At 74.1% G+C, this 16,220-nt stretch carries 12 protein-coding genes; 8 read left to right on the forward strand and 4 right to left on the reverse strand.

The window, feature by feature from the left end; all coding sequences use genetic code 11:
- Nucleotides 1-564 (reverse strand): NADPH-dependent FMN reductase, encoded by a 564-nt coding sequence (gene ssuE / locus AB0953_RS28450; protein WP_366862430.1) that lies wholly within the window; start codon nucleotides 562-564, stop codon nucleotides 1-3.
- Nucleotides 565-579: 15 nt separating this feature from the next.
- Entirely contained in the window at nucleotides 580-1,527 is a 948-nt protein-coding gene (locus AB0953_RS28455) for a TauD/TfdA family dioxygenase (protein ID WP_366862431.1), read from the reverse strand.
- Between the two features lie 1,074 nt (nucleotides 1,528-2,601).
- Here AB0953_RS28455 and AB0953_RS28460 point away from each other — a divergent pair.
- The 3 genes from AB0953_RS28460 to meaB are packed head-to-tail and all read left to right on the forward strand — an operon-like array spanning nucleotide 2,602 to nucleotide 7,698.
- Nucleotides 2,602-4,491, forward strand: a complete 1,890-nt coding sequence (locus AB0953_RS28460; RefSeq protein ID WP_366862432.1) for a methylmalonyl-CoA mutase subunit beta — start codon at nucleotides 2,602-2,604, stop codon at nucleotides 4,489-4,491.
- Nucleotides 4,492-4,511: 20 nt separating this feature from the next.
- Nucleotides 4,512-6,704 (forward strand): methylmalonyl-CoA mutase, encoded by a 2,193-nt coding sequence (gene scpA / locus AB0953_RS28465; protein WP_366862465.1) that lies wholly within the window; start codon nucleotides 4,512-4,514, stop codon nucleotides 6,702-6,704.
- Nucleotides 6,705-6,714: 10 nt separating this feature from the next.
- Nucleotides 6,715-7,698, forward strand: coding sequence for a methylmalonyl Co-A mutase-associated GTPase MeaB (gene meaB / locus AB0953_RS28470; RefSeq protein WP_361902717.1), 984 nt, complete (start codon nucleotides 6,715-6,717; stop codon nucleotides 7,696-7,698).
- Between the two features lie 326 nt (nucleotides 7,699-8,024).
- Here meaB and AB0953_RS28475 read toward each other — a convergent pair whose 3' ends face one another.
- Together AB0953_RS28475 and AB0953_RS28480 are read right to left on the reverse strand one after the other, a co-directional pair.
- Complete coding sequence (locus tag AB0953_RS28475) at nucleotides 8,025-11,318, reverse strand: NACHT domain-containing protein (protein ID WP_366862433.1); 3,294 nt, start codon at nucleotides 11,316-11,318, stop codon at nucleotides 8,025-8,027.
- Between the two features lie 106 nt (nucleotides 11,319-11,424).
- Entirely contained in the window at nucleotides 11,425-12,429 is a 1,005-nt protein-coding gene (locus AB0953_RS28480; protein WP_366862434.1) for an asparaginase, read from the reverse strand.
- A 139-nt stretch (nucleotides 12,430-12,568) separates the two neighbouring features.
- Here AB0953_RS28480 and AB0953_RS28485 point away from each other — a divergent pair, with 139 nt between their 5' ends.
- The 5 genes from AB0953_RS28485 (at nucleotide 12,569) to AB0953_RS28505 (ending at nucleotide 16,149) form a co-directional block, all read left to right on the forward strand.
- The gene (locus AB0953_RS28485; protein ID WP_361902725.1) at nucleotides 12,569-13,018 is read left to right on the forward strand and encodes an Lrp/AsnC family transcriptional regulator; all 450 of its coding nucleotides are present in this window, start codon (nucleotides 12,569-12,571) and stop codon (nucleotides 13,016-13,018) included.
- Nucleotides 13,019-13,159: 141 nt separating this feature from the next.
- Nucleotides 13,160-13,354 (forward strand): hypothetical protein, encoded by a 195-nt coding sequence (locus AB0953_RS28490; RefSeq protein ID WP_366862435.1) that lies wholly within the window; start codon nucleotides 13,160-13,162, stop codon nucleotides 13,352-13,354.
- A gap of 725 nt (nucleotides 13,355-14,079) precedes the next feature.
- A complete protein-coding gene (locus tag AB0953_RS28495) occupies nucleotides 14,080-14,670 on the forward strand; it encodes a hypothetical protein (protein ID WP_366862436.1) in 591 nt (196 codons plus the stop codon).
- A gap of 145 nt (nucleotides 14,671-14,815) precedes the next feature.
- Nucleotides 14,816-15,193: a BlaI/MecI/CopY family transcriptional regulator gene (locus AB0953_RS28500; RefSeq protein WP_366862437.1), complete on the forward strand. Its 378-nt coding sequence runs from the start codon at nucleotides 14,816-14,818 to the stop codon at nucleotides 15,191-15,193.
- A complete protein-coding gene (locus tag AB0953_RS28505) occupies nucleotides 15,190-16,149 on the forward strand; it encodes a M56 family metallopeptidase (protein ID WP_366862438.1) in 960 nt (319 codons plus the stop codon). Before AB0953_RS28500 ends, AB0953_RS28505 begins: the two co-directional genes overlap by 4 nt.
- Nucleotides 16,150-16,220: the final 71 nt, after the last annotated feature.

Consider the following 16,220-nt stretch of genomic DNA (forward strand, 5'->3'; position numbering starts at 1 on the left):
TTACGGGGCGAGGGCGGGGACGGGCTCGGGCGCGGCGGCGGCGCGGACTGCTGCGGCGAACTCGTCGACGGCGTGGAAGAGGTCGAGCTCCGCCTCGGGCCGCAGCCGGTCCGGGCCGGAGCCGCGCTCGACGGAGGAGTCGAGGACGAACCGCCCGGCGGTGACGTGCCGGGCGCCGAGGGCGGCGAGGACCGGGCGCAGGGCGTAGTCGAGGGTCAGGACGTGGGCGAGGCTGCCGCCGGTGGCCAGGGGCAGAACCGTCTTCCCGGCCAGCCCGTCCTGGGGCAGCACGTCGAGGAAGGCCTTCAGCAGACCGGTGTACGAGGCCTTGTAGACCGGGGTCGCGACGATGACCCCGTCCGCCTGGGCCACCGCCTCCAGGGCCCGGCGCAGCTCGGGCTCGCCGCGCCGGGCGGCGAGCAGATCGGCGGCGGGCAGCTCGCGGACGGCGAGGTGGGCGGTGTCGAAGCCGGCGTGGGAGAGCCGGCGCAGCACGTGGTCGGCGACGACGGCGGTGCGGGAGTGCGCAGAGGGGCTGCCGGAGACGGCGAGAAGGGTGGGCACGGAAAGGCTCCTTGATCAGACGGTGGCCGTGGAGGCGCCCGAGGGGATCCCGAAGGACGGGGCCGGGATGGTCTCGGGGCTCAGCAGCCGCGACGGGACGCCGTCCGGACCGACCGGGACGTCGCCGTCGACGGTGACCCGGCGCAGCGTGCGCTCGTGGTCGTCGGAGTCGTCGACCCCGTAGTGCTGGGTGGCGCGGTTGTCCCAGATCGCGACGTCGCCCACCCGCCACTGCCAGCGGACGGTGTTCTCGGGGCTCTCGATGTGCGCCTGGAACAGGTCGACCAGTGCCCGGGAGTCGCGGCCGGTGAGGCCGGCGATGCGCTGGACGAAGTTGCCGAGCAGGAGGGTGCGTTCGCCGGTCTCGGGGTGGACGCGTACCACGGGGTGCTCGGTGAGGAAGGCGGTCGAGGTGAACACCTCGCGGAACTGGGCGAGCGCCTCGGGCAGGGCGTCAGGCTTGAGCGCGGCGTAGTCGTAGGCGTTGGAGTGGACGGCGCGCAGGCCGTCGGCGAGCGCCCGCAGCGGTGCGGGCAGGCCGGCGTAGGCGGCGGCGGTGTTGGCCCAGAGGGTGTTGCCGCCGTACGGGGGGATGGTGACGGCCCTGAGGATCGAGAAGGCGGGGTAGGCCGGCACGAAGGTGACGTCCGTGTGCCACTGGTTGGCGCGGGCGCCGTGCTCGGAGTCGATGCCGAGGGCGTAGCGCCCGTCGGCGGAGGGCACGGTGGGGTGCGCGACCGGCGTGCCGAGGAGCTCGGCGAAGGCCTCGTGGGCGGCCTCGTCGAGGTGCTCCTGTCCGCGGAAGAAGACGACCTTGTGGGCGAGCAGCGCGGCGCGGATCTCGGCGACGGTCTCGGGGGCGAGGTCGCCGCCGAGGCGCACGCCGGAGATCTCGGCGCCGATCCGGCCGCCGATCCTCGTCACGACGGTGGCGGCGGCAGCGGGGGCGGTGGAGGTGGTCATGGGGACTCCCTGGTCAGTACGTCAGTGCGGGGGCGGGCGGGCCGGTTTCGGCAGCGCAGGACATGGAGGACGTGGAGGAGATGGAGTACATGGACGAGAGGGGCGTACGGGGAATCGGGCCGGGCGGCGGCGGACGGCGACGCCGGAGCTCACGCCGAGGACGCCCGGGGTGCGGGATCGGGGATGCGGGATCGGGGATGCGGGGACGGCTGCGGGCGTCCCCGAAGAAGCCGGGGGACGGGATCACCCGGTCGGCCGGGCGGCGCCGGGAGGCCGGGAGGCCGGGGACGCCAGGACGCCGCGGGAACGGAGGCCGAGGCACCGGAGCCCCGGCCGGCGGACCGGGAACGGAGGACGGCGGAACGGAGACCGGGAGCCGACGGACCGGCGGACCGGACACCGGCGCCGACGACCGGCGGACCGGCGGACCGGCGCCGGACGACCGGCGACCGGCGACCGGCAACCGGCGACCGGCGACCGGCGACCGGCGAACCGGCGTACCCGGGGCCGGGGAAGGGGCGCGCGGGAAGGGCTCAGGCGCGGCGCGGGGCCGGACAGCGGCCCGGACACGTACCCGGCGCCGTACAGGAGCGGCCGGGGGTGTGGAGCCGCGAGGCGGAAAGCTCGTTCGCGGACATGCCCCGGAGCCTGTCAGCGCCCCCGCCGCCGGTCAATCCCCGCGCCACCGGCTCGGCCGCCCCTCGCCCGGACTTCCCCGGGACGCCCCGCACCCCCTCTGACCTGCCCTTTTCGAGCCCACCCGGCCGCCCGCGCAGCCACCGCGAGCGGCTGGAAACCGTGGCCGGATTTCATGCCCTCGCAACGGGCCCGCCACGCACCGCCCCTCGCCGCCCTTCGCCGCCCCGGCTGCGCGCCCGTTCCGGGCCCCTCGTGTGCGGTGCGGATCCGCGAGGCGGCAGGAGTCCCGGCCGGGCAGCGGCGGCAGTTCCTCGACCGGCTGTTCGACGCGTCCCGGCCCCGCTCGTCCGTGCCCCCTCCGGTCTCACATGAGAGGGCGAGATCACATGCGGTGCTTATGGTCGTTCACAAGGTGACCCCCCTAGCATTCGAGCCATGACGGTCCTGCCTGATGACGGGCTCTCCCTGGCCGCCGAGTTCCCTGACGCGACGCATGAGCAGTGGCAGCGCCTGGTAGAGGGCGTACTGCGCAAGTCCGGCAAGGACGCATCCGGCGAGGCCGCGGAAGACGCGTTGTCCACGAAGCTCGAGGACGGGCTCATCACCCGCCCGCTGTACACCACGCCCGAAACGCCCGCCGACACCGGATTCCCCGGGTTCGCCCCGTTCGTACGGGGCGGCACGCCCGCCGGCACCTCCGCCGCCGGCTGGGACGTGCGCCAGCGACACCTCGGCACCGACCCCGCGCGGGTGAACGAGGCCGTCCTCGCCGACCTGGAGAACGGCGTCACCTCCCTGTGGCTGGCCCTGGGCCCGGGCGGGCTGCCCGTCGAGGCCCTGTCGAAGGCCCTGGACGGCGTCTACCTCGACCTCGCCCCCCTCGCCCTCGACGCCGGAGCCGAGTTCGCGGCAGCCGGCCGCGCCCTGCTGGCCCTGTACGCCGAGCGGGGCGTGGCCCCCGAGGAGGCCCGCGCCGTCCTGGGCGCCGACCCGCTGGGCCACGAGGCCCGCACGGGCCGGGCCGCCGAAGCCGGAGCCGGCACCGACCCCGACGGCGGACTCGAAGCCGCCGTCGCCCTCGCGCAGGAAGCGGCCGCCCACTGGCCGGGCGTGCGCGCCCTGTCCGTGGACGCGCTGCCGTACCACGAGGCGGGCGGCTCGGCCGCCGAGGAGCTCGGCCTGTCGCTGGCCACCGGCGTCGCCTACCTGCGCGCCCTGACCGCGGCCGGGCTCGGCATCGAAGCCGCCCTCGGGCAGCTGGAGTTCCGCTACGCGGCGACCGCCGACCAGTTCCTGACCATCGCCAAGCTGCGCGCCGCCCGGCTGCTGTGGGCCCGCGTCGCCGAGGCCTGCGGAGCACCCGCCGCGGGCGCCCAGCGCCAGCACGCCGTCACCTCGCCGGTGATGATGACCCGCCGCGACCCGTGGGTGAACATGCTGCGCACCACCGTCGCCTGCATGGCGGCGGGCGTGGGCGGGGCGGACGCGGTCACCGTGCTCCCCTTCGACCACGAGCTGGGCCTGCCGGACGCGTTCTCGCGCCGCATCGCCCGCAACACCTCCTCGATCCTGCTGGAGGAGTCGCACCTGGCCCGCGTCATCGACCCGGCCGGCGGCTCCTACTACGTGGAGCGGCTCACCTCCGAACTGGCCGAGGCCGCCTGGGCGTTCTTCCAGACCCTCGAAGGAGCCGGCGGCCTGCCCGCCGCCCTGCGCTCGGGCCTGGTCGCCGAGCGGCTCGCCGCCACCTGGGCCGAGCGCTCCGCGAAGCTGGCCAAGCGCCGCGAACCCATCACCGGCGTGAGCGAGTTCCCGCTGCTGACCGAGCAGCTGCCCGAGCGCGAGGCCGCCCCGGCCGCGCCCTCCGGCGGGCTGCCGCGCGTACGGCGCGACGAGGCGTACGAGGCGCTGCGCGCCCGCAGCGACCGCCACCTGGAGGCCACCGGGGCACGCCCGCGGATCTTCCTCGCGGCACTCGGCACGGCCGCCGCGCACACCGCGCGCGCCACCTTCGCCGCGAACCTGTTCCAGGCGGGCGGCATCCAGCCGGTCCACGACCCGGTGTCCGTGGACGCCGACACGGCCGCCGCGGCGTACGCGGCGAGCGGCGCGGACGGCATGGCCGTGCTGTGCTCCAGCGACACCCTGTACGAGGAGCAGGCCGAGGCGGTCGCCGCGGCGCTGCGCTCGGCGGGTGCGACCACCGTCTTCCTGGCGGGCAGGCCCGGCACGGCGGCCGGCGCCGCCGACGAGTACGTCTTCGCCGGCTGCGACGCGGTCGCGGTGCTGTCCAACGTCCTCGACCGGATGGGAGTCGCGCAGTGAGCGGCACCGCAGTCCCCGCAATCCCCGATTTCTCCGCCCTCCCGCTGCGCGGCGCCGCGGCGGCCGCCTCCGAGGACCAGTGGCGCAGCGCCGTCAAGGAGTCCACCGGCACGGCCGCCGGGGACCTGGTGTGGGAGACGCCCGAGGGCATCGGCGTGCAGCCGCTGTACACGGGGCGGGACCTGGAGGGCCTGGACTTCCTGCAGACGTACCCGGGCGTGGCCCCGTACCTGCGCGGCCCGTACCCGACCATGTACGTCAACCAGCCCTGGACGATCCGCCAGTACGCGGGCTTCTCCACGGCCGAGGAGTCGAACGCCTTCTACCGGCGCAACCTCGCGGCCGGCCAGAAGGGCCTGTCGGTCGCCTTCGACCTGCCGACGCACCGCGGCTACGACAGCGACCACCCGCGCGTCACCGGCGACGTCGGCATGGCGGGCGTGGCGATCGACTCGATCTACGACATGCGCCAGCTGTTCGACGGCATCCCGCTGGACAGGATGTCGGTGTCGATGACGATGAACGGCGCGGTGCTGCCGGTCCTCGCCCTCTACATCGTGGCGGCGGAGGAGCAGGGCGTCTCCCCCGACAAGCTCGCCGGGACCATCCAGAACGACATCCTCAAGGAGTTCATGGTCCGCAACACCTACATCTACCCGCCGAAGCCGTCGATGCGGATCATCTCGGACATCTTCTCCTTCACCTCGCAGAAGATGCCGCGGTACAACTCCATCTCCATCTCCGGCTACCACATCCAGGAGGCCGGGGCCACGGCCGACCTGGAGCTGGCGTACACCCTCGCCGACGGCGTGGAGTACCTGCGGGCGGGGCAGGAAGCGGGCCTGGACGTGGACGCGTTCGCGCCGCGCCTGTCCTTCTTCTGGGCGATCGGCATGAACTTCTTCATGGAGGTCGCCAAGCTGCGCGCCGCGCGCCTGCTGTGGGCGAAGCTCGTCAAGCAGTTCGACCCGAAGAACACCAAGTCGCTGTCGCTGCGCACGCACTCGCAGACCTCCGGCTGGTCGCTGACCGCCCAGGACGTCTTCAACAACGTCACGCGCACCTGCATCGAGGCGATGGCCGCGACCCAGGGCCACACCCAGTCGCTGCACACCAACGCCCTCGACGAGGCCCTCGCCCTGCCGACGGACTTCTCCGCGCGCATCGCCCGCAACACCCAGCTGCTGCTCCAGCAGGAGTCGGGGACCTGCCGGTCGATCGACCCGTGGGGCGGCAGCGCGTACGTCGAGAAGCTGACGTACGACCTGGCGCGCCGGGCCTGGCAGCACATCCAGGAGGTCGAGGCGGCCGGCGGCATGGCGCAGGCCATCGACGCGGGCATCCCCAAGCTGCGCGTGGAGGAGGCCGCGGCCCGTACGCAGGCGCGGATCGACTCCGGGCGCCAGCCGGTGATCGGAGTGAACAAGTACCGCGTGGACAGCGACGAGCAGATCGAGGTCCTGAAGGTCGACAACTCGGCGGTGCGCGCGCAGCAGATCGACAAGCTGCGGCGGCTGCGCGAGGAGCGCGACGAGGCGGTCTGCCAGGACGCGCTGCGGGCGCTGACGAACGCCGCCGAGCGCGGCGCGGGCCGGGGCCTGGAGGGCAACCTGCTCGCCCTCGCGGTGGACGCGGCCCGGGCCAAGGCCACCGTCGGTGAGATCTCCGACGCACTGGAGAAGGTGTACGGGCGGCACGCGAGCCAGATCCGTACGATCTCCGGTGTGTACCGCACCGAAGCAGGCGAGTCCCCGTCCGTGGAGCGCACCCGTGCGCTGGTCGACCGGTTCGAGGAGGCGGAGGGCCGCCGTCCGCGCGTGCTGGTCGCCAAGATGGGCCAGGACGGCCACGACCGCGGCCAGAAGGTGATCGCCACGGCCTTCGCCGACCTGGGCTTCGACGTCGACGTCGGCCCGCTGTTCCAGACCCCGGCGGAGGTGGCCCGCCAGGCCGTCGAGGCGGACGTCCACGTGGTGGGCGTGTCGTCGCTGGCGGCCGGCCACCTGACCCTCGTCCCCGCGCTGCGCGAGCAGCTCGCGGAGGAGGGCCGTGAGGACATCATGATCGTGGTGGGCGGTGTCATCCCGCCGGCCGATGTCCCCACCCTGCTGGAGATGGGCGCGGCGGCGGTGTTCCCGCCCGGCACGGTCATCCCCGACGCGGCCCACGACCTGGTGACGCGGCTGGCCGCGGATCTGGGCCACGAGCTGTAGGCGGGGGCCGGTGCCGAAGATCGACATCGAGGCCTATGCGAAGGGGGTGCTCGACGGGAAGCGCGCGTTCATCGCGCGTGCGATCACGCTCGTCGAGTCCACCCTGCCCGCACACCGGTCGCTGGCGCAGACCCTGCTGACGGAGCTGCTCCCGCACGCCGGGCGGGCCCGGCGGATCGGGATCAGCGGGGTGCCGGGCGTGGGCAAGTCCACGTTCATCGACGCCTTCGGCACCATGCTGACCGGGTTGGGGCACCGGGTGGCGGTCCTCGCCGTGGACCCGTCCTCGACCCGTACGGGCGGCTCCATCCTCGGCGACAAGACGCGGATGGAGCGGCTGTCGGTGGACCCGGCCGCGTTCGTACGGCCCTCCCCTTCGGCGGGGACGCTGGGCGGGGTCGCCAAGGCCACCCGCGAGTCGATGATCGTGATGGAGGCGGCGGGCTACGACGTCGTCCTCGTCGAGACGGTCGGCGTCGGGCAGTCGGAGACGACGGTGGCCGGGATGGTGGACTCCTTCCTGCTGCTGTCCCTCGCGCGTACGGGCGACCAGCTCCAGGGCATCAAGAAGGGCGTCCTGGAACTGGCGGACGTCCTGGCCGTGAACAAGGCCGACGGCCCGCACGAGCGCGACGCCAAGGCCGCCGCCCGCGAACTGTCGGGCGCGCTGCGGCTGATGCACCCCGTGGACGCCGCGTGGACGCCGCCGGTGCTGACGTGCAGCGCGCGGGAGTCCAGCGGCCTGGACGAGGTGTGGAACCGGCTGGAGCAACACCGCCGGCTGCTGGAGGCGGGCGGCCGGCTCGCCGCGAAGCGGGCTGCGCAGCAGGTGGAGTGGACCTGGTCGATGGTCCGCGACGAGCTGCTGGAGCGGCTGCGGGCGGATCCGGCGGTACGGGACCTGGCCCCGGCCCTGGAGGCCCGCGTCAGGGAGGGCTCCCTGACCCCGACCCTCGCGGCGGACCACATACTGGCCGCGTTCGGCCGGGCTTAGCGGATGCCCCGGCCGGGGTGGCCTTGTGCCGCTCCGGCCGTGCCTTCCGCGCCGGGCCTGCCGCTGAGCCCGGCCGGCGGCCTGTGTGCCGCTGCGCGGAGCCGTTTCCCCACCCCGCCCCTTCCCGAAACCGTGGCCTGCGGCCCCGGGCCCCGCTCCGCCTCAATCGCCGGCGGGGCTCAAAGATCGGGGCTCCGCCCCGGACCCCGTTCGCCTCAAACGCCGGCGGGGCTGGGATGCCCCCCGGCGGGGCTGGGATGGCGCCGGTGGGGCTGGGATGCCCCCGGTGGGGGCCGTAAGGCCCGGGCGCTGCGCGCCCGGTGCGCTCAAGCGCCGCGCGGGCTGGATTTGCCTGGCCCGGCGTACACACGCACCTGCGGCGGGAGTGCGTCGGCACCGCGGATGCGGTCGGGGCCGGTCTCGACTTGGATCGTCCGAAGTCCGGTCAGCCCGGCAAGCGGTGCAAGGTCGATGTTCCCGTCGGCGCTGAAGTCCCCGGCCAAGTGGAGCTCCTGCAGTGCGAGGAAGGCCGAGGGCAGGCGGCGGACGGCCGCCTGGATCGCCCGTTCCCCTTCTCCGCCCCAGAGGGCCAGCCTCTCGACACCGGGCAGCACCACCTCGGCCGGAAGCGTCTCGATCGAGGAGGCGGACACCCTGAGCTCGAAGAGGGGCAGGGCCAGGATCTCAAGCCAGTCGGCGGCCGAGGCCGGACTCGATGCAGGGTTGAGGTCCAGGACACCAAGGTCGGCCAGCTTTCCGAGACCCTTGAGCGCATGCGCGGGACGCACCTCGCCCGAGACCACCAGTTCGGTCAGGGGGGCACCCAGGGGAAGGTTCTCCGCGGACCAGCGCACGGCGGCGGGACCGTGGAGGACGAGGGATCGCAGCTCCGGCATCCGTGTGACGGGACGCAGATCGAGATTCGGGCCGGGGTGCGTGATGACCAGCCATCGGATCGGCAGGCTGCTGATCGCGGAAAGATCCGTCAGGCTCGCGCAGTCGCTGACGGTCAGGGACTCCAAGGCGGACTGCCCCGCCAGAAAGCTCAGATCGGACAAGGTGGCACGCGTGAGATCGACCTCCTTGAGGCTGTACCTGCCGAGGAACGCCTCCAGCGCCTGCCCCGAAACTCCGCTCCTGACGTCCAGGCAGTCCGGTCGGAGTTCCAGGCGCTCCAGGTGGCGGAGCTGTTCGTCGGAACCGACGGTGTAACGGAGATCGGTCGGGTCCAGGCGTGCGATGACCTCGTCGGCGTAGTCCGCGCGGTCGAACCGGGACCAGGCCCACATGAGCTGGGAGCGGACCGGCAGGAAGGGATGCCCGACGAACCGGGCGAGGAAGGTGACCGCGGCTTCCGACTTGACGTGCGAGGCCGCGATCACCACGTGGTACGCGGCCTCGTCGTCGAGCTCCTCCGGGCCGGGGAGGAGGCCCAGGATCAGCGGGCCGACCTCCGCCAGGGCGCGCGCCTCCTGCTCGTTCCGCGGCGGGACAAGGGTGGTGGTGCGCTCCTCCACGGCAGACCGCACCTCGGGGTCGAGGGTGGTGGCGTGTTCCAGGCAGGCCGCGGCCAGGAGGTAGATGCGCACCTGTGTGCGCCGGTCGGTGGACCGGTCCCCCTGGGCGAGCAGGTCGCGGAAGAGCCGGACGCGCTCACCGGGCCGGGCGAGCGCGACCGCCATCCGGATCACGTCCTCCCACTGGTCGTCGGCGGCGTGGTCCGTGAGCAGCCCGAAGTCGCCCTCCTCCACAGCAGCCCGGGCTCCCAGGTAGTCCTGGAAGGTGCGGTGGATGAAGTCCACGGTGTCGGGCGCCGGTTCACGGAGGAGGCCGCTGCGCTGGAGGAAGTGGTCGAAGACCGCCGGCGCTTCGCCCAGAGCCGCTGCTTCGGGAACAGCGGGTAGGGCCCGGGCGATGATGTCCTGCGCCCGGGAGCGGTCCATCTCCGTCCGGCCGTTCCGGATCAGCCAGTACGCGAGCCGCTGGAGCAGTTCGAGCTGCGGTTCCTCCCTGAGGTCCGGGCCGCGCATGTCGCGCTCGCGGTCGCGGCGGCTGAGCAGCATGGAGAGCGCGGCCTCGTAGAGGTCCTTGCGGCCGTGCGGGAGGTAGCCGCGGCGGTCCCGGTGCAGGGCGCAGATCAGCCCGCACATCAGGGGGTTGGTGGCCAGCCGGCCGAGGTCGGGCTTGGTGCGTACGGCGGCGAGCAGCTGGGCCTCGTAGGCCTGGAGGTCGGCGTCGTCCTCCGCGCCGGTGCGCGCCGCCTCGTGCCAGCGCCTGATGAACGTGGCGATCTCGGCGGGCCCCATGGCGGAGAGCGTCAGCTCGGTGAAGCCGTCCTCGGTGAGCCAGTCCGCTCCGACGGCGGAGGGGCGGGAGGTGACGAGCCAGCGGTTGTCGCCGCCGTACGTGTCCATCAGGTCCCGCAGCCAGCTGCGGGCCCGTTCCCGCTCCCGGTCGGGGATCTCGTCGATGCCGTCCACGAGGACCAGGCCCCGTCCGGCGGCGAGGACGCGGTGGGCCCAGCCGTCCGGCTGGGCCCCGCCGAGCGCGCAGCCCGCTGCGGTCAGGAAGTCCCGCGGTCCGGGGAGCCGTTCGCCGTGGCGGGTCAGGGTGCGCAGCGGCAGGACGAACGGGATGCGGTCCTCCAGGTACGCCATCTGCGGGGTGAGGTCCTGGCGGGCGGCGGAGACGGCGAGCCACTGCACGAGTGTGGTCTTGCCCGAGCCGGCCTCGCCGCGCAGCAGGACGCGGGGATGTCCGGCCAGGGCCTGATCGGCCGACTGCGGCAGAACCCGGAGCACCCACGGCTCCTCGGTCATCCATGGCACCTGGTCCTTGACCTCGTACTGCGGCTCGGACCCGTCCAGGAACGGCTGCACCTTCTGGAGGCGTTTCTTCAGCAGCTGCCGGGACGCCCGGTCGTCCCACGTGAGCCGGGTCGACGTCGCCTCGAGGCTCAGGTAGGCCACGTCCAGCGGCCACCGCTTCGGCGAATTGCCGAGGTCGATCCCGTAGATCGTCAGCTTGCCGTGCTTCTGGGTCATGTACGGCAGGTACTGCTGCTCGAAGGCGGCGTCCTCGGTGCCGGGCAGGGGGTTGCGGCGGATCAGCTCGTCGACCCTGGCGGTCAGTTCGGCGAGGTCGCGCGTCTGCTGGACCAGCGTGTGGGCGACGAACGTCGAGCGCTGCGTGAAGAAGTGCAGGATGTGCAGGCAGGCGGCGTCGAGGAGGCGCTCGTAGAAGTGGGTGGCGTCGGCGCTCAGGTGGCGCTCGGGGCGGCCGGCGGCCCGCCTCAGCTCCTTGGCGAAGGCTGTGGCGCCGAGCCGTACGCCCTCCAGGTCCGTCAGCGTCAGGTCGCCGAGGGCGTGGAGGGTGTGGGCGAGGGCGTCGGCGACCGCCTGTTGCTCGTCCGCGGCGATGGGCTGCTCGCCGCCCGTGCGGAGCGCCTGGCGGACCAGCTTGGCGGACAGGGTGCTCAGGTCGGACTCCGACAGGGACCGCTTCTCGCCCCTGAAGGAGACGTGGCCCGAGATCCGGATCGGCTTGTCGACCAGGCCGGCTCCGCTGCCCTCGGCCATGAACAGCCTCTTGACCAGGGGTCCGATGGCCGCCGAGGCCAATCGGGTTCCTATGATCCCGGGCTCCATGCATCCCCCCGCAACGTCGAGTCCGTTGCGGGGATCCTAGGCGCCCGGGTCCGGCTCCGCCGGGCTTTGGCCCAGGCCGCTACGCCTCGACCAGGGCTTCCCGTTCCGCCGGGGTGAGGGACTCCCGCAGGATGCGGAGGCGCTCCGCGGTGTCGTCGGTGGCCAGCAGGGCCGACAGGACCGCGATGCGGGCCTGGCCGGCGCGCAGGGTGCCCGTCGGGACGGCGCCCGCCGCGACCAGGTCCACCGCACCGCCGTGCGTGTAGATCTCGGTGACCGGGCCGGCCGCGACCCGGGTGGTGAGGGCCACCAGGACGCCGCGCTCCACCGCCGCGCGGACCGCGTCCACGATCTCCGGGGTGGCGTTGCCCGCCCCGGTGCCGATCAGGACGATGCCGCGGGCCCCTGCCGCCACCGCGGCCTCGAAGAGCACCGCGTCGCCGTCGGCGTGGTGCATCACCATGTCGACCCGCGGCGGCACCTCCGGCATCGCCGGCACCGGCAGCGGCTGGGGGCGCCGGGGCGTGCGCAGCAGGGTGACCTTGCCGAAGCCGATCTTGCCGAGGAGTTCGCGGGAGGGGTCGGCGAAGGCGTCCAGGGCGACGGCCTGGGTCTTGACGGTGCCGCGGGCCGCGTGCACGCGCCCGGCGAAGCTGATCAGGACGCCGAGGCCGCGGGTGGTGGCCGCGGTGAGCAGGGCGTCGTACAGGTTGCCCGGACCGTCGCCCTCGGCGGTGCCCATGGGCAGCTGGGCGCCGGTGAAGACGACGCTGCGCTCGTCGTGGTGGTGGAGGTCGACCAGGAAGGCCGACTCCTCCAGGGTGTCGGTGCCGTGGGTGACGACGATGCCGTCGACGCCGGGGTCGGCGAGCACCTCGTGCACGGTGCGCAGCAGGGTCAGCTGGTGGGCGGTGGTCAGCCGGGGGCTGTTGACCCGGAACAGGTCGACCACCTCGACGGTGGTGCCCTCGGGCAGCGGCGCGGTGGCCATGACCTCGCGTCCGTCGGCGTCGGCCGCGAAGCCGTTGCCCTGCCAGCGGCTGGCAATCGTGCCGCCGGTGCTGATGACGACGATCCGCCCCATGGCCGCCCTTCCTCACGTACGGGTGATACCTCGTACAGATGTACTGATGTGCTGAAGTCAGCAATGATAGGGACTTCCACGCGCAATTCGATTGCCGGTTTGACGGATTCCGGCCCGTTCCGTGGTGGATGATTGCGTCATGGATGCCATCGATCGCGAAATCTTGCGCGAGCTTCAAGCCGACGGCCGACTCAGCAACCAGGAGCTCGCCCAGCGGGTGGGCCTCACCCCCTCCCCCTGCATGCGCCGCGTGCGCCAGCTGGAGCAGGACGGGGTGATCCAGGGCTACCGGGCGGTGATCGACCCCGACGCCGTGGGCCGCAGCTTCGAGGTGCTGGTCTCCGTCGAGGTGCGCCGCGACCGCGAGGCCGTCGAGGCCTTCGAGGCGGCCCTCCAGGACATCCCCGACGTCATCGAGGCCTACCGGCTGTTCGGCAGCCCCGGCTGCCTGCTGCGCATCGCCGTCGCCGACCTGCGCGCGTACGAGCGGCTGTGGATCGAGAAGCTGACCGCACTGTCGGGGGTCACCGAGGTCAACTCGCAGATCATCATGAAGCGGATCAAGGGGCCGACCGGTCTTCCCGTGTGATCCGGCCGCGCCGCCGGTAGCGGAGGCGGTCCCGCGTTCGGCCTTTCGCCGGCCGGCGCGCGCTGCGGTCGCCTCCCCGGCGGGCGGCGGGTGCGCGGGATGCGGGCGGTTCGCCGGTCGTACGAGGTGAGCCGGTTCCCGGTGGGTGACGATCACGGTGGCCGACCCCCGTTCGAGGCGCAGGCCCCGCGGGACCGGACGCCGGAGCGGGTCCCGCTGCGGTGCGCCTGCGGGGGCGGGCGGGGCCAGGCGGACGGTGTCGTCGGCGCAGGACGCGACGAGCGCGGGACCGCGGAGGAGCTGCTCGCCAAGCTCCGCCTGCGCGGAACCCGGTGAGCCGCCCGCCGGGCGCCGCCCAGGTGCGCCCGATGGGCGTGGGCCTGATCACCTCCGTCGGCAACCGCATCGCCACGGCGGCGGCCCGGGCCGAACGCAGCGCGGCCCCGGCCCGAGTCGGGCCGGGGCCGGGCCGCGGCACCGGATCGGGTTCCCGGCCCGGGGGCGGCCCCGGCATCGGCCCCCGTTCCGGTTCCGCTTCCGCGCCCGGATCCGGAATTTGTGATTCCCGTTCCGCTTTCACACCCCGGGCCGCGGCCAGGCCTGGACCGGCTGGGCCAGGACGCCTCCCCCGCCGTCAAGGCGGGCCTCAACTGCGCGCCGGTCCGCGGCACATGGGCTGGCCCGGCCGGGCCTGGCCGCATCATCGGCGCCGCCGCCTCAGCGCGCACTGCTGTCGTTCCTCGCCCTGTACCCAGCGGCCCGCCGCCCGGGTGCCGTTCCGGGCGGCGGGCCTCGGGGGCCTCCCGGATCTGGCCGGGGCCGCCGGCCGGGCTCTCGCCGCAACGGCCGGCCTGCTCCTGCGGCGCCACGGACCCGCCGGCCGCCCGCGACGGGACGGAGCCGGTGGCTACCGCCGCGTGGCAACGAGGGACCCGTCTCGCGCTCCGGCCCTGACATTGACCTGCGGGAATTTTTAGGTAAGCCTTACCTCGCTCACTGCTGCCGCGGGATTCCGCTTCGGACCCCGCTCCCGCCCGTTTCGTCTCCGGAGCCCTCCTGCCATGCTGTCCCCGGTCGCTTCCAGCCCCGCCCCGGGCCGGGCCACCCGCGCCCTGCCGTCGTCGCGGCCCGTCCGCCTGTACGACTCCTGGTGGACGGTGTCGGCCGCGGCCCTGGTGGCGGTGGTCGTGCTGACCGGCGCCCTGTGGTGCTCCAGCCACGTCCAGACCGACCAGTCCCTGCACACCGCCGCGCTCTTCGTCCACCTCGCGTCGCTGGTGCTGGGCTTCGGCGCCGTGCTCTCCGCGGACTACTACGGCCTGCTGTGGGCCACCCGCCGCTGCTCCTTCGAGGAGGTCCTCGCGGCCACCTCGCGCCTGCACGTGCCGATCTGGGCCGGGCTGGGCGGCCTCGTCGCCAGCGGGATGCTGCTCCACCCCGACCTCGGCTCCCCCGTGACCCTGGTCAAGCTGGGCCTCGTCCTGGCCCTGACCCTCAACGGCCTCCAGGCGGGGCTGCTCGGCCGCCGCCTGGAAGCCTCCGGCGGCCAGGTCGGCCGCGGCAGGCTGGCCTGGGGCGGGGCGACCGCCCTCATATCCCAGGCGTGCTGGTGGGGCGCGGTCGTGATCGGCTTCCTCAACACCAACGGCTGACGGCCCGCGAACGCACCGGCGCCACATCCCCGTTCGGGGTGGCGACGATCACGTGCCGCTCCCTTAGTGTGAGGGGCGGACCGGGGCAGCGGCGCCCCGGTCGACTGCAGTCCTGTCGATGCACGACGTGCGGAGGATCGTTCCCATGGGTGACGCGAACGCGGATCGGCGGCCGCCGGGCGAGCTCGAGGCGAGTGTCCTGGCGACCCTCTGGGCGGCCGGCGGCCCCATGACGCCGGGCCAGGTCCAGGAGGCGCTGAACACCTCGCACGCGCGGACGACCGTCACGACGATCCTGACCCGCCTGTACGACAAGGGCACGGTCACCCGCACCCGCTCGGGCCGGGGCTTCGCCTACCTCCCCACGGAGGACGCCTCCGGCCTGACCGCGCGCCGCATGCACTCGGAACTGGAGCGCAACGAGGACCGCGGCGCGGTCCTGAGCCGCTTCGTGTCCAAGCTCAGCGAGGAAGACGAAAGGATTCTGCGGGCGCTCCTGGACGCCGAGGGCGGCCCGGCGTGATCTACACGGTGTGGCTGCCCCTGCTCCTGCCGTTCCTGGCGGGGCCGGCGGCCCGCCGACTGGTCTCCCGCCTCGCGCCGCGGCAGGCGGTGCGGGTGCTGGCCCTCACCGCCGCCGGCCTCGCGGCGGGCAGCACCGCCGCACTCGCCCTGCTCGTCGTCCCCGGCGCCACGCACGTGCCCGCCGTCGCCGAGGTCGGCCGGCTCCTCACCCCGCTCACCCCGCACCCGGCGGTCCCGCCCGGCGCCCCGGCGGTCGCCGCCGCGTGCGTCGCCCTGGTCCTGCTCCTGCTGTGCACGGGCCTGCTGGTCCGGGGGCTGCTGCGGCACCGCGCCCAACTGCTGCGCGCCCAGCGGCTGGCGGCCGGCGCCCGCAGCGAGCTGCTGGTCCTGCCCGACGAGGCCCCCGACGCGTACGCCCTGCCCGGCCGCCCGGGCCGGATCGTGGTGACCGCCGGGATGCTGCGCGCCCTGTCCCCCGGGGAGCGGGAGGCGCTGCTCGCCCACGAACGCTCGCACCTGCGCGGACGGCACCACCGCCACACCGCCGTGATGACGCTGGCCGCCCTGTGCCACCCGGCGCTCGGGGCGCTGCGCGAGCCGCTGGCGTACGCCCTGGAGCGCTGCGCCGACGAGGACGCCGCCCGCGCCGTCGGGGACCGGCACCTGACGGCCCGTGCGATCGCCAAGGCCGCGCTGGCGGCCCGTACGCCCGGCTCCGACGGGCGCCCCGGCCTCGCGCTGGCCGCGACGGCGGGACCGGTCCCGCGCCGGGTGGCCGCCCTGCTGGAGCACGGGTCCGCCGCGGGCTCCGCCCGCAGCCGGCGGGCGACCGGGCTCGCCCCGGCCTGTGCCCTGCTGTCGTGCCTGGCGCTGTCGGCGCTGTCGGCCGTGGACGCGGCCGGAGACCTCCACACGAGCATCGAGATCGCCCAGGGCGAGCGCCGGCCGCGCTGATCCGACCTCGCCCACGACGGTCTGCGCGCTACGAAATCCGCAGCGATCGCGCATGAAAACCCGTGGAATCG

It is taken from the genome of Streptomyces sp. NPDC046866 (assembly GCF_040704625.1).
In the GTDB taxonomy this organism is placed as follows: domain Bacteria; phylum Actinomycetota; class Actinomycetes; order Streptomycetales; family Streptomycetaceae; genus Streptomyces.